The 12,116-nt window shown below is 71.5% G+C and carries 14 protein-coding genes; 3 read left to right on the plus strand and 11 right to left on the minus strand.

From position 1 onward, the window contains the following. Positions 1-150: 150 nt before the first annotated feature. Together DEJ51_RS29700 and DEJ51_RS29705 are read left to right on the plus strand one after the other, a co-directional pair. Positions 151-690, plus strand: coding sequence for a hypothetical protein (locus DEJ51_RS29700; RefSeq protein WP_150260680.1), 540 nt, complete (start codon positions 151-153; stop codon positions 688-690). A 44-nt stretch (positions 691-734) separates the two neighbouring features. Next, positions 735-2,522, plus strand: a complete 1,788-nt coding sequence (locus DEJ51_RS29705; protein WP_150260682.1) for a hypothetical protein — start codon at positions 735-737, stop codon at positions 2,520-2,522. A gap of 75 nt (positions 2,523-2,597) precedes the next feature. Here the strand turns inward: DEJ51_RS29705 and DEJ51_RS29710 are convergent, their stop codons facing one another. The 9 genes from DEJ51_RS29710 to DEJ51_RS29755 form a co-directional block, all read right to left on the minus strand. Then, positions 2,598-2,906, minus strand: a complete 309-nt coding sequence (locus DEJ51_RS29710) for a DUF2087 domain-containing protein (RefSeq protein WP_150260684.1) — start codon at positions 2,904-2,906, stop codon at positions 2,598-2,600. Next, a complete protein-coding gene (locus DEJ51_RS29715; protein WP_150260686.1) occupies positions 2,884-3,528 on the minus strand; it encodes a nuclear transport factor 2 family protein in 645 nt (214 codons plus the stop codon). Before DEJ51_RS29715 ends, DEJ51_RS29710 begins: the two co-directional genes overlap by 23 nt. Further along, positions 3,525-4,271: an SDR family oxidoreductase gene (locus DEJ51_RS29720; protein ID WP_150260688.1), complete on the minus strand. Its 747-nt coding sequence runs from the start codon at positions 4,269-4,271 to the stop codon at positions 3,525-3,527. The genes DEJ51_RS29715 and DEJ51_RS29720 overlap by 4 nt, the downstream gene beginning before the upstream one ends. A 302-nt stretch (positions 4,272-4,573) precedes the next feature. Next, a complete protein-coding gene (locus DEJ51_RS29725; protein ID WP_150260689.1) occupies positions 4,574-5,224 on the minus strand; it encodes a hypothetical protein in 651 nt (216 codons plus the stop codon). After that, complete coding sequence (locus DEJ51_RS29730; protein WP_223836025.1) at positions 5,221-5,658, minus strand: DUF6114 domain-containing protein; 438 nt, start codon at positions 5,656-5,658, stop codon at positions 5,221-5,223. Before DEJ51_RS29730 ends, DEJ51_RS29725 begins: the two co-directional genes overlap by 4 nt. Continuing rightward, positions 5,649-6,299, minus strand: coding sequence for a DUF6230 family protein (locus DEJ51_RS29735; protein ID WP_150260693.1), 651 nt, complete (start codon positions 6,297-6,299; stop codon positions 5,649-5,651). The genes DEJ51_RS29730 and DEJ51_RS29735 overlap by 10 nt, the downstream gene beginning before the upstream one ends. Positions 6,300-6,406: 107 nt before the next feature. After that, positions 6,407-7,294: a MerR family transcriptional regulator gene (locus tag DEJ51_RS35300; RefSeq protein WP_223836026.1), complete on the minus strand. Its 888-nt coding sequence runs from the start codon at positions 7,292-7,294 to the stop codon at positions 6,407-6,409. Positions 7,295-7,322: 28 nt separating this feature from the next. Beyond that, positions 7,323-8,525, minus strand: coding sequence for a methyltransferase (locus DEJ51_RS29750; RefSeq protein ID WP_150260696.1), 1,203 nt, complete (start codon positions 8,523-8,525; stop codon positions 7,323-7,325). 61 nt (positions 8,526-8,586) lie between these two features. Continuing rightward, positions 8,587-8,976 (minus strand): tetratricopeptide repeat protein, encoded by a 390-nt coding sequence (locus DEJ51_RS29755; RefSeq protein ID WP_223836027.1) that lies wholly within the window; start codon positions 8,974-8,976, stop codon positions 8,587-8,589. A gap of 66 nt (positions 8,977-9,042) precedes the next feature. Between DEJ51_RS29755 and DEJ51_RS29760 the strand changes: the two genes are divergently transcribed. After that, entirely contained in the window at positions 9,043-10,008 is a 966-nt protein-coding gene (locus DEJ51_RS29760) for a pirin family protein (RefSeq protein ID WP_150260698.1), read from the plus strand. 423 nt (positions 10,009-10,431) lie between these two features. On the opposite strand, the gene DEJ51_RS29765 is transcribed toward DEJ51_RS29760, so the two are convergent. Beyond that, the gene (locus tag DEJ51_RS29765) at positions 10,432-11,061 is read right to left on the minus strand and encodes a hypothetical protein (RefSeq protein WP_150260700.1); all 630 of its coding nucleotides are present in this window, start codon (positions 11,059-11,061) and stop codon (positions 10,432-10,434) included. A gap of 155 nt (positions 11,062-11,216) precedes the next feature. Next, the gene (locus DEJ51_RS29770) at positions 11,217-11,813 is read right to left on the minus strand and encodes a hypothetical protein (RefSeq protein ID WP_150260702.1); all 597 of its coding nucleotides are present in this window, start codon (positions 11,811-11,813) and stop codon (positions 11,217-11,219) included. Between the last annotated feature and the right edge of the window lie 303 nt (positions 11,814-12,116).

Raw genomic sequence — 12,116 nt, forward strand, 5'->3', positions numbered from 1 at the left:
ACGGGATCCGGATCCGCCCTCGTGGTAACGGAGTTGACGGGTCGTCACGGTACGGGAGATGGCGTGAACCAGGCGTACAGCGTTAATCGATATTAGGTTAGCCTTACCTCAGTTTCGCCGACTTTCCTGTGCCTGAAAGGTGTTCCAGTGATGCGTGCTGCCTCCCTGCCCCGTACCGCCGCCCGCGCGGCCGTCGCCGTCTCCGCCGCCGTCGCGCTCGCCGTCGGCGCGGCCGGTTCCGCCTCGGCCGCCACCGCGACGCGTACGGTCACCGACGGCGCGACCACCTTCAACCTCAGCCTCACCGCACCCTCCTCCGCAGCCGCGGCCGGCCAGAACCTCACGGTCACCGGAAGCGGCTACAACACCGCCAAGGGCATCTACGTCAGCCTCTGTGCCGTCAGCGGCGCACCGGGTGCGAGCAAGCCCACTCCCTGCCTGGGCGGTTCGGACCAGTCGGGCACCACCGGCGCCTCCCACTGGGTCAACAACGTCTTCGGCGGGACCCTGGCCAACACCTCCAAGTTCGGCACGGGCGGCACCTTCAGCGTCACCATCCACGTCAAGGCCGACCTCGGTGGCGGCCAGATCTGCGGAGAGACGGTCGAGTGCGCCATCGTGACGCGCGCCGACCACTTCAACTCCTCGAACCGCAAGTACGACGTCCACGTGCCGGTGGTCTTCAACTGAACGCCGCTCCGGGCCCGATTCCCCGACCCGTCGACGAGGAAGCCATGACACCCCGACACCCCCTCACCCCCGGTCGTACGGGCGCCGCATCCGCCGCGCTCGCGCTCGTACTGGCCGCGGCCGCCACCGGAAGTCCCGTAGCGGCAGCCGGAGGTGAGGGGGGCGACGTACCGCCGGGCACCGTCACGTACCGGCCTGTGGCGCAGTTCACCACGGTGGGCAAACCGCGGGACCTGCTGCTGCACCCGGACTCGAAGAAGCTGTACGTCGGTTCGGACGACCTGCCCGAGACCGCCGACGTCAACGAGGGCGGGCTGCACGTCCTGAACCCGGCCGACGGCAAGGTGCGCAGCACCGTCGGCCAGGCTCCCGGCCCCACCGGCACGCTCGGCCGGCGGGCGGTGCGGCAGCTGCTCGCGCCGCTGCCCGGCGACGGGGCGGTCTTCTCCTATCCGCTGCGCGGCATCGGTACCGCGAAGGACGGCGACGCCGCCGCGGCGGGCGCGTGGGTCCCGGGTGCGGCCGTCACCCACGCCACCGCCGGGCTCACCCCCTCGACGGCGCTGGTCGCGCAGGGCTCCGTACTGTCGGAGATCGACATCGCGACCGCCGCCGTGAAGCGCTCCGTCACCCTGGCGGGCGGGGACGGTTTCGCGGTCGACGCGGCACGCGGCACGGTGTGGTGCACGGACATCGGCAACCGCCGGATGTACCGGGTCGACGCGGCCGCCTTCCAGGTCGCGGCGACCGTCGAACTCCCGGCCGGCGAGGGGTTCGGCGGGTTCACGGAGGTGGACCCGGAGACCGGTGCGGTGTGGGTCGGGCTGGACTCCTCCGTCGTCGTCCACGACGCGGCGGGCAAGCGGCTGGGCACCCTCCGGGGTACGGGTACGGACATGCCCCGTGCGGTGGGCTTCGACGCCACCACGCACGAGGCGTTCGTCGTGTGGCAGGACGCGGGGGACACCTCGCAGCCGGGCAGCGACAACGACGGGGCCCTCACCGTCCACCGCACCAGTGGCCTCCAGGAGGTCGTACGGCCGGTCGTACTCCCCGGCATCCACGTGCAGTTGGGCAGTGCGGCCGTCGCCGTCGAGCCGGGTGGCGCGTCGGTCTTCGTGTCGGACCCGGTCGCCGCGAAGGTCATCCGGCTGGAGCGGGCGACCTCCCCGAAGGTCACCAGGAACCCGGCGGACCAGACGGTCACGGCCGGCTCGCGGGTCTCGCTGACGGCGGAGGCCGAGGGGACCCCGCGGCCCGGTGTCGCCTGGCAGGTCAGCACGGACGAGGGCCGGACCTGGCAGACCGTGGCGGGCGCCACCGCGCCGACGTACGCGTTCACGGCGGCGCTCTCCGACAGCGGCCGCCGCTACCGTGCGCAGTTCGGCAACGAGGCAGGCGTGAGCCGTACCGCTGCCGCCACCCTCACCGTCACCAACGCGGACCCCACGACGGGCGGCAGCGGTGACGGCGGCTCCACCACGGCCGGGTGCACCGGCGGGACGGGCTCCGCCGGCTCGGCCGGGAGCGCGGCGGGGGGCTCCGGCGGGAGCCCGGGCGGTACGGGCGCCCCGGACGGGGGGCCGGGCGGTACGGGCGCCCCGGACGGGGGGCCGGGTGGTACGGCCGGCTCGGCCGGCTCGTCCGGTACTTCCGGTACGCCCGGCAGCGTCGGCGGCGGTTCGGCCGCCGGTGCCACGGCCGGTGCCACGGGAGGCGGCGCGCTCGCCTCCACCGGAGTGGCGGTGGCCTCGCTCGCGGGGAGCGCCGTCGTCCTCACGGCGGCCGGGTGGGTGCTGATGCGCCGCGCACGGCCGCGCGGCGCCGCCTGAGGCCGGGCGGCCCGCCGCACCACGGATCCCCGGATCCCGCCGGGCGCGGGGCCCGGCGGGATCCGGGGATCCCCACTACCGGTTGGTCGCCGCCTGCCGGTAGGTACGTCCGTCACGGGTCCGTGTGAGCCGGCCCGAGGTGATCAGATAGCGCCGCAGCGCCGAGCAGTCCTCGTGCACGGTGCGCAGCGCCTCGTTCACCTCGGGCTCCGTGTAGTCCCGGTCCGGTGTGAAGAGGGTCGCCGCGAGGTGGTCGAGCAACTGCTCGCGGCGGGCCGCCTTGCGCGGGATCACGGTGAGCCGGCCGCCGGAGAAGAGGTCGGCGACGTTTCCTCGCGGCGGGCGCGGAGCGGACTGCTGTTCAGGATCGGTGCTCTCGGACATGAGGAGGAGCCTGACCGCTGGGGTCCCCCGCGGGCAACAGGATTTCCGGCTCGAAGGACCTGAGGGAGTCCTCACCGCCGGTCCACCGGACGTCGAGCTGCTGGCGGACCAGGAGCCAGCCGCGCGGTCCCCGGCGGAAGTCCCAGGCGTACGCGCCGCCCATGGAGTAGGTGGCGGCTGCCGGCCCGGACGTGGATGCCGTTCCGGGCGCGGAGGCCGTCCCGGGTGCGGAGGCCGTGCCGGACGTGGCGGCCGTGCTGGATGCGGTGAGCGCGACGAACCACATGTAGCCGATGCCGCTCGCCCGGTCCTCCTCCACCTCGAACTGCATGTTCAGGATGTGGTGCTGCATGCCCGGATAGGGCGCTTCCGCCTCCTCCACCTTCGCGCGGACGGCCTCCTTCCCGCGGGTCTCGCCCCACGGCCCGAACTCCAGCACCGCGTCCTCGGCCCAGCAGTCGCTCCAGGTCTGCCAGTCCTTGCGGTCAAGTGCCCGCCAGCCCCGGACCAGGAGCGTGCGCAGGGCCTCCTTGTCCTCCAGGATCCGCAGCCTGCGGACCAGACGGTCGTAGGCGGGGTCCGAGGGCCCGGCCTCGGCGCCGCGCTTCCCGGCGCGGGTCACCGGGCGCTCGCGGCCGGGCGGACGACGATCTCGTTCACGTCGACCTGCGGTGGCTGGGACACGGCGTAGGCGATCGCCTCCGCGATGGCCGAGGCCGGCAGTGCCACGGCACGGTAGGCCTTCATCGCCTCCCGGGCCTCGGGATCGCAGATGCCGTCCGCGAGCTCGGACTCGGTCACACCGGGGGAGACGAGGGTGACCCGGACGTCCCCGGCGGACTCCTGCCGCAGGCCGTCGGAGATCGCACGGACGGCGTACTTGGTGGCGCAGTAGACGGCGGCGGTGGGGGAGACCTCGTAGGCGCCGACGGAGGCGATGTTGACGAAGTGCCCACCGCCCTGGGCGCGCATCACCGGCAGGGCCGCGGCGATTCCGTGCAGCACCCCCCGGACGTTCACGTCGATCATGCGGTCCCACTCGCCGGTCCTGAGCGCTGCCAGCGGTGAGAGGGGCATCACGCCCGCGTTGTTCACGAGGGTGTCGAGGCGGCCGTACTCGTGGACCGCCGCCTCGACGAAGGCTCGCATGTCCGCGGCGTCGGTGACGTCCAGGGTACGGAAGGCGGCGGTACCGCCCCCCGCCGTGATCTCGTCGACCAGCTGTTCCAGCCGGCCCGTACGGCGGGCGCCGAGCAGGACCCGGTGCCCGTCCGCCGCCAGACGGCGTGCCGCGGCCTCCCCGATGCCGCTGCTCGCACCGGTGACGGCCACGGTCTTCGTCCCGGTCGTGGCGGTGTGCTTCATGTCTGTTCCTCCTCGTGGGCGGCTTCCGGCCGCCTCGCCCTCAGGAGTCTGGGCGGCGGCGGGAGGGAGGACCAGGACGGGCCGTGCCGGGGTACGGCGCACCCGGGAACGAGGCGCAGGAGAGCCTTCGGGCCGGTACGGGCAGCGGCTGGCCGACCGACCGACCTGCCGACCAGCCGCCTCGCGCCGCGCACGCGGCGCGGGCTCTCCCCGCCGGGCGGACGACACGCAACCGGCCCGTCCGGCACCGGAGTCGACCGGAGCGGACGGGCCGGGGCGTGGGGGAGCGCCGGTCGCCGGTGTCAGGGTCCGACGGTGATCTGCTGCGCCGGGTCGGTGGTGTCGGCGACCTTGTAGACCGCGTTGAAGGTGGACGAGGTCGCACTCGTCGGGCAGCCGAACCCACCGGTGACCTTGACCGGTACGGAGGCGTTGGTGAAGGTCAGGGTCGACGGGGAGCCATTGGCCCAGGTGCCGCCGACACTCGCCGGAGCCGTGGGTGCGGCGGTGACCGTACAGGAGGCGAGCCCGCTCGTCTGGACCACCAGCCCACCGACCGGCAGGCCCATGGTGGCGGTGACCGGAGCGCCGTCCTGCATCGACACCGACCAGGCACCGCTGGTGGTGACCGTGGGCGTCACTCCCCACATGCTCGACGTGCACGAGCTGTACGTGGGAGCCGAGATCGGCGCCGACACGGGCCCGGCCGGGTTGCTGTTGCCGGGGGCTCCCGGCACGCTCCCGGTGGCGACGGAGACCGTACAGGTCACCGTGACCGAACCTGCCTTGAGGGTGGCCTTCCCGCTGAGGGTGGCCTGGAACGCGTGACCGGCGGGGGTGACGGTGGTCGACCCCGCCAGGGGTAAGGGCGCCGCGGAGGCGGTGACCGAGGCGAGCGCGATGGCTCCGGCCGCGGCCGTCCCGAGGGCGAGCGCGGTGCGCGTACGGCTCATGGCTGTGCTCCTTGGGGATCGTGGTGCGGGGTGGGGGGAGGGGGTGCGGCCACGGCGGACTCCGCATTTCCGGCGCGGCGCACGGCGTACGGCTGCCAGGCGAACATCAGGCCGCCGCCGAGGATGCCGAGCAGGGTGCCGATCAGGAACCCGCCGAGGTTCGACAGGACCAGGGCGGCGGTGGCGATCAGGGTGGTGAGGACACCCGCGAGAGAGCGCTGAGCAGGGGAGAACCAGGCGGTGAGCCCGAGCACGATCATCACGATGCCCATCAGGACGGACGGGATTCCCGCCACGCCCTGCTGGAGCATGACCTTCAGCGGTGCCAGCGGCAGGACGCAGATCCACGACCCGGCGAGGACGGCGAGCAGCCCGCCCCAGAAGGGCCTGCTGCGCCGCCACCGCCCCCACCGCTGCCAAGGGCTCAGAAGCATTCCTTCTTGCCCTTGCTGATGTCCATGCCGAGCCCGGTGAGTTTGAAGGTGCCGGCGTTCGTCGCCCACGCCGTCTGCTGGAGATCGGTGATGCGGACCGTGTCCGCCTGCTGGCCGAAGAGGTCCTGCATCCCCTGGGCGTCCGCCGGACCCTTGTCGAGGGTGGAGGCGTCACGTCCGATCTCGATGTTGCTGAAGACGGCGTCACCCGAGAGCTGGGTGGCGTCGACGAACAGGTTGCTCGCCTCCACCGGGGCCTTGCGTCCGGCGGTGAGGTTGAGCGAGATGTCCCCGATCACCGGGAGCGTGGTGACCACGGACTGGCAGAGGCTGTGGAGCTTGGCCTCCCTGATGGCGGTGACGGCCACCGGGATGAGCTCCTCGCGGGCGTTGACGTCGACGCTGCCGTACTGGGCGAAGCCCTCGCCCTCCAGGCTGCTCGCCGACACCTTGAACTGCTGTCCCGACACGGCGAACGAGGCGGCCAGCACCCCCTGCGCCAGGGCGATGCCGAGGCCGGCGGTCACGGCGACGGCGGGAACGGTCAGGAGGGCGAACCGCCGCCAGCGGACGCGGCCGGAGTCACCGGGACCGTCTTCGGGCAGGGCGGACGGGTCGGATAAATGGGGAGAACCAGTCATGAGAACGTCCCTTATATCGGCTGTGCACCGTTGTTACCGACGAGTTGAATGTAAGAGTGCCAATGGGGGTTGGCAAGGTTGTGCGAGTGCACCCTTTGAGCCGACTCCTACTGCTCCGTACGCAGCAGTTCGGCGACCTCCGTATCCACCCGCCGGGCCATCGCCCGCGCGAACTCCGTGGCCACCACCTCACCGGCCACCGGCCGCAGGGCCGTGACCGCCGCCGTGATGTGCTGCAACTCAGTGGCCGAAAGTCGCTCCAGGCCCTCAGGGGTGCCCGAGCCGTCAGCGCGGCCCGAGCCGTCAGCGGCGCCCAAGCCCTCAGGGGCGCCCGAGCCCTCTGGGCGCGCGGCGCCGTCCGCGCCCGGGGCGCCGTCCGCGCCCGGGGCGCCGTCCGCGCCCGCGGCGTCGATCACGTACCGCCGGAAGAGCCCCACGAACCGGTCCGCGACCGCGGCCGCCTGCGTCTGTACGAACTCCCCGGCGTCCAGGATCTCCGTGAGCGGCACCCCCTGCCGCACCAGGGCCAGGGTCGCTTCCAGCAGCCGCCTGCTCGGGTACGTGACCAGGTCACCGTCGACCGTCACGTAGCCCAGCTCCGCCGCGCGCCGGGTGTCGGCGGAGGTCGCCGTCGGGCCGAACAGCTCCCGCAGTTCGGCCCGGGTCATGGTCACCGGCTCCTCCTGCACCCAGTCGCGGGTCATCTCCCGTTCCAGGCCCAGCAGTTGGGACAGGCCGCCGCCCTGCTCCCATGCGTCCAGGAGCTCGGCGATGCCGTTCACCGTGTAGCCGCGCCCCAGTAGATCGCTGATCAGCCGCAGCCGGGTCAGGTGATCGTCGGAGTACCAGGCGATCCGGCCCTCCCGGCGCGGCGGCGGCAGCAGCCCGCGCTCCTGGTAGTAGCGCAGGTTGCGCACCTTGACGCCGGCCGCCCGGGCCACGTCCTCGCGGCGGTAGCGACCGCCACCGCTTCCGTCCTCCACCTGGCTGTTCACGCGCCAGAGTGTAGGACGTACCGCCAGGTCACATGGGTCGTGGACGATCCTGCTTGACCGCCCGCAGGACCACGAACCGCGGCTCGCTCGCGACGACTTCGCTGTTGCCGAACAGCCGCCGCAGGTGGGTGTGGTAGCCCATGTGCCGGTTGGCGACGATCCACAGCTCGCCACCGGGCCGCAGCACCTTGCGCGACTGCGCGAACATGCGCAGCGCCGTCGCGTCCGTCGTGGCCTGGTGGGAGTGGAAGGGCGGGTTGCTCAGCACCAGGTCCACGGAGCCGGGGGAGAGCATCGCGACCCCGTCGCCGACGTGGAACTCGGCGGTGCGCCGGCCCTCGCGGATGTTCGCCCGGTAGGTCGCCCGCGCCGAGGCGACCGCCTGGTAGGACTCGTCGGTGAACACGACCTCGGCGTCAGGGTCGTGGGCCTGGACGGCCGTACCGACGACGCCGTTGCCGCAGCCCAGGTCCACGACCCGGGCGCCGTCGGTGTTCGTCGGCAGGTTCTGCAGGAAGAAGCGGGTGCCGACGTCGAGCCGGTCGGCGCAGAAGATCCCGGCGTGGTTGACGACGGACAGCCCGGAGGCCGAGCCGGCGTCCTCGTCCACCGTGTACGTCAGCGGCCACGGCCCTGCGGAGGTGGGGCGGGTCGCCCCGGGGGTGCCCGGCGTGCAGAAGATCAGCCGTGCCTTCTTCTCGGCGAGCGAGGTCTTCGTCGGGCCCAGGATCTTCTCGAAGAGGCGCAGCGTGGAGGTGTGGATCTCCTTGACCATGCCGGTGCCGACGACGACGGTGCCCGCGTGCACGTGCGGGGCCAGCCGGTACAGCTGGTCCTCCAGCAGCGCCAGACTCTTGGGTACGCGGACCAGCAGGACGTCGATCCGCTCGGGCGGCGGGTCCTGGGTGGTCAGCAGGGTCACCGTCGACTTGGCCGTCCCGATGCCGGCCCGGTCCAGGTTCGCGGCGGTGGCGGCGCGGCTCAGGGCGGAGTCGGTGATCTGCGTCGGGTGGTACGCGGCGAGCGCCGTCGTCAGCGTCCCCCAGCGGTCCCCGAGCACGACGATCCGTCCGGCGGCGGCCAGGTCCACCGGCCCGCGTTCCCCGGTACCGGAGTCGAGGTGGCGCAGCAGGTACTCGTCGGCGGCGTCCCATGCGCGGAGCCGGTCGCGCGGGTCCTCGGGGAAGCGGGTGAGCTCGTAGGAGCCGAAGGGTGTGGTGAGGCGGTTCATATGGGCCCCAGGCTATCCGAGCCGGGGGCCCGACCCCGCATGCGCGGGGCCGGGTGGCGCCCTACTCGGGGAACTCGCCCGCCATGGCGGCCGCCATCCGCAGGTACGGCCGGGCCTCGGCGGCCCGGCCGAGGCGCTCCAGCGTGCGACCGAGCATCAGCTGTGCGTAGTCCTCCACCGGCCAGCGTTCGAGGATGCCGCGCAGCTCGTGCTCGGCGCGGGAGAGCTGGGCGGAGTGGTAGTAGGCGCGCGCCAGCAGCAGCCGGGGCGCCAGCTGCTCCGATGCCTCGCCCGCCAGTGTCTCCAGGACGCGGGCGGCCGTCGCGTACTCCTTCGCGTCGAAGAAGAGCTGCGCGCGCGCCCAGCGCTCGGCTGCCGTCCCGTGCTCGAAGTACGCCGTCGGCGCGTTCATCGCATCCCTTCCGCCGTTCGGGTGGTCGATCCGCTGCATCCAACACACCTGGGGCGTGGAACATTCCGCTCTCCGCCGCCACCGCCTCGGGGCTAGGTTGTCCACATGAGCAATCTCGATCGCCAGCCCGCTCTTTCCGCCTGCGGCGGCCGCGGCTTCGTCGTGGCCGAACCGGTGCGCGAGCTCCTCAGCCCGCGCACGGTCAAGCTCGGAGAGTCCACCGAGGTCCGACGACTCCTGCCCAACCTGGGCCGCCGCATGGTGGGCGCCTGGTGCTTCGTGGACCACTACGGCCCGGACGACATCGCCGACGAGCCCGGCATGCAGGTCGCGCCGCATCCGCACTCCGGGCTCCAGACGGTGAGCTGGCTGCACGAGGGCGAGGTGCTGCACCGCGACAGCGTCGGCAGCCTGGAGACGATCCGGCCCCGGGAGCTGGGCCTGATGACCTCCGGCCGCGGCATCAGCCACTCGGAGGAGAGCCCGCGTCCGCACGCCCGCTTCCTGCACGGCGCGCAGCTGTGGGTGGCCCTGCCGGACGCGCACCGCAACGTGGAGCCGCACTTCCAGCACCACGCCGACCTGCCGCTGGTGACGGCCCCGGGGCTGACGGCGACGGTCATCCTGGGCACCCTGGACACGGCCACCTCGCCGGGCACGGCGTACAGCCCGATCGTGGGCGCGGACCTGACCCTGGCGTCGGGCACGGAGACCCGGCTCCCGCTGGACCCGGACTTCGAGTACGCGGTCCTGTCGATGTCGGGCGAGGCCCACGTCGACGGCGTCCCGGTCCTCCCGGGCTCGATGCTCTACCTCGGCTGCGGCCGCACGGAACTCCCCCTGAGGGCGACTTCGGACGCGAGCCTGATGCTCCTGGGCGGCGAGCCGTTCGAGGAGGAGATCGTGATGTTCTGGAACTGGATCGGACGGTCACACGATGATATCGCGCAGGCCCGAGAAGACTGGATGAACGGGTCGCGATTCGGTGAGGTGAAGGGCTACGACGGCCCTCCGATTCCGGCCCCAGAGCTTCCCCCAACCCACCTGAAGGCGCGAGGAAGGGTGCGTTGACCTGCTGGTTTGTGCGCGCGAGGGCTGGGTGTGGTAATTGCGCCCGGCCCTCCGGTTTTGGTTTCTCAGGGGAGGCTGTCGAATGCGGGGCGAGAGCCTTCGGCGCCGACGGTCGAGTCTCATGTGTCGCAGGCTGTAACCAGGTTTGGTCGGACGAATGCTGACCTTTTGCTGACTTTACTGACGAGTAGTTAGATCTGGTTGCCGGTTACGTCGCCGCCTCTTGGTAGTCAAGGGCGATGGTGGTCGCCGCCGGGCCGTCCCCTCCCACCACCCTGGCGGCGAACCCGGCCGGGGTCTGCGATCCATGGATGAAGGGGGGCGGGTTAGTGCGCGGCGGGTGTTGTGCACAAGTGACAAGACATTGCTCGGCCGGTCCTCTTCGCCGGGCGGAGCTGGAAACGTCGTGTGAGAGCGGGAAGCCTACGGCTCCGATGTGACGGGGCGTTCCAGTGGAGTGCCCTCTTTGAGGAATCGGGTGACCGCGTCCATGCGGTCGGAGAACCCGACCGGTGTGTGGTCCGCCAAGAGGTCGAGGTGGTCGGCGGGCCAGGCTTGGGGGTTGCCCTTCAGCAGCACGAGGCGCTGGTCGAAGGCGTAGTCCGCGCGCTCGATGCGCTGCACGAGCGACAGAGCATGCTCCAGGCCCTGCTCAGAGCCGCCGACGGCCTGCACCAGGACTGTTCGCTTGGGCAGGTTGACGCGCGCGGTGGGGCGTACCGTGGCGCCGCGGGGGAGCTCCACGGTGGGGCGCCGGTCGTAGGCGATGCGGGCATCGTCGAGGTACGCGTAGAACTGACGCACGAGCTTGCTGTCCCGGTCAGGGGCTGCGAGCCATCGCAGCCCGTCGGTGGTCAGCATCGCACTACTGATGTCCGATACGAGCGTCGCCGCCTGTTGCAGGGGCCGGCGGCCAACGATTCGTCCGTCCACTTCGCTGAGGCGGAATGCGCTGAGTGTCTCGGTCCAGGCGGTCGCTGCTCGGGTTGGGCCCCAGACGTCGACTCCAGCATCGGCCAAGCGAGAAACCATGGTGCCGCCGTCGCTGGCCAAGGCGTCGTCTCCGGACACTCGGAGAAGGACGGTCAGGCCGTCTCCGTCGGCGAAGTACGAGCGTCCTGTGAGTGCGACGGATCCCGGGCGGCCTGCCGGTGCGATGTGCCAGCAGCGCAAGTCCTCGGTGAGGCGAGGGTCGAGGGGGGAGGCGCTCATGGGTATTCCTCGAATCCCTCTAGCGTCGGGGCCGGTATCGGCGGCGTGGGCGGAACCCAAACGTAGCCTGCGGAGATGTCCATCTTGCATTCCAGGACGAAGTCCCTGACGACGCGGTCGTACTCTTCGTCCATAGAGGTCAGCGTCGCGTTGGCGATCGGGTCCGGCGCGTGACGGATGTCGTCCGGGGCGTAGACGTCCCGGTTGCCTCGCTGTTCGCTCCACCTGTGTTTGTGCGTGCGATTGATGAAGTGCTCGCCAGTTTCACGGTCGAGGTGTGTCCCCCGAACATCGAGGCGGCGGAGGACCGTGCGGCTTCCGGGGTGGAGGAGCATCAGGCTGTACTCCCACGGCTTGTCGAGGCCTATTCGGAAGCGGAGGTCGAGGCGGCAGGAGAGATCGGTGCGGACAGGAGTGTTTGCCTCGACGTGGATAGGGGAGTACGCGCGACGCGGAGCATTCTTCTGTTTCCACCGGAACGGAAGGTGGAGAGCGCCTCCGACCTTGCCCCCGAGGATCTTGTCGGCCAGGGCATCGATCATCACGTCGTCAGGGTCCATGCACTCCCCCCTCAGCATCGAGATGACGAACATAGAACCAGCACCACGGGATTGATAGTGGAACGGATCAACGTCTTGCGTCTTCCTCGAGGTCTTCGGCCACACCGCGCGCGCGAGCCTCCACCGCTCCAGCAAGCCGCCGGTGGTCTGGGCTCGGTCGACGCGGAGGGCGGTTCCTCTGTGCGTCGGCGCTGGCAGCAACTTGCCGACCGGGTTCGGAAGTCTGCGCAGTCGCCGTGACAGCCGCCGACACCAGAGAGCCGCGCCGTATGGCTCAGCAGATTCTTCGTCTGCTGGTGGTACAGCAGTTGGAATAGGGCTGACCAGGCAAAACGG

It is taken from the genome of Streptomyces venezuelae (assembly GCF_008642275.1).
GTDB lineage: Bacteria > Actinomycetota > Actinomycetes > Streptomycetales > Streptomycetaceae > Streptomyces > Streptomyces venezuelae_E.

Excerpts from the sequence above, each read along its gene's own strand:
- DEJ51_RS29770 (WP_150260702.1), bottom strand. The coding sequence starts at position 11,813 with ATGTTCGTCATCTCGATGCTGAGGGGGGAGTGCATGGACCCTGACGAC.
- DEJ51_RS29710 (WP_150260684.1), bottom strand. The coding sequence starts at position 2,906 with ATGTCCGAGAGCACCGATCCTGAACAGCAGTCCGCTCCGCGCCCGCCG.
- DEJ51_RS29725 (WP_150260689.1), bottom strand. The coding sequence starts at position 5,224 with ATGAGCCGTACGCGCACCGCGCTCGCCCTCGGGACGGCCGCGGCCGGA.
- DEJ51_RS29720 (WP_150260688.1), bottom strand. The coding sequence starts at position 4,271 with ATGAAGCACACCGCCACGACCGGGACGAAGACCGTGGCCGTCACCGGT.
- DEJ51_RS29730 (WP_223836025.1), bottom strand. The coding sequence starts at position 5,658 with ATGCTTCTGAGCCCTTGGCAGCGGTGGGGGCGGTGGCGGCGCAGCAGG.
- DEJ51_RS29735 (WP_150260693.1), bottom strand. The coding sequence starts at position 6,299 with ATGACTGGTTCTCCCCATTTATCCGACCCGTCCGCCCTGCCCGAAGAC.
- DEJ51_RS29700 (WP_150260680.1), top strand. The coding sequence starts at position 151 with ATGCGTGCTGCCTCCCTGCCCCGTACCGCCGCCCGCGCGGCCGTCGCC.
- DEJ51_RS29760 (WP_150260698.1), top strand. The coding sequence starts at position 9,043 with ATGAGCAATCTCGATCGCCAGCCCGCTCTTTCCGCCTGCGGCGGCCGC.
- DEJ51_RS29705 (WP_150260682.1), top strand. The coding sequence starts at position 735 with ATGACACCCCGACACCCCCTCACCCCCGGTCGTACGGGCGCCGCATCC.
- DEJ51_RS29755 (WP_223836027.1), bottom strand. The coding sequence starts at position 8,976 with ATGCAGCGGATCGACCACCCGAACGGCGGAAGGGATGCGATGAACGCG.
- DEJ51_RS29750 (WP_150260696.1), bottom strand. The coding sequence starts at position 8,525 with ATGAACCGCCTCACCACACCCTTCGGCTCCTACGAGCTCACCCGCTTC.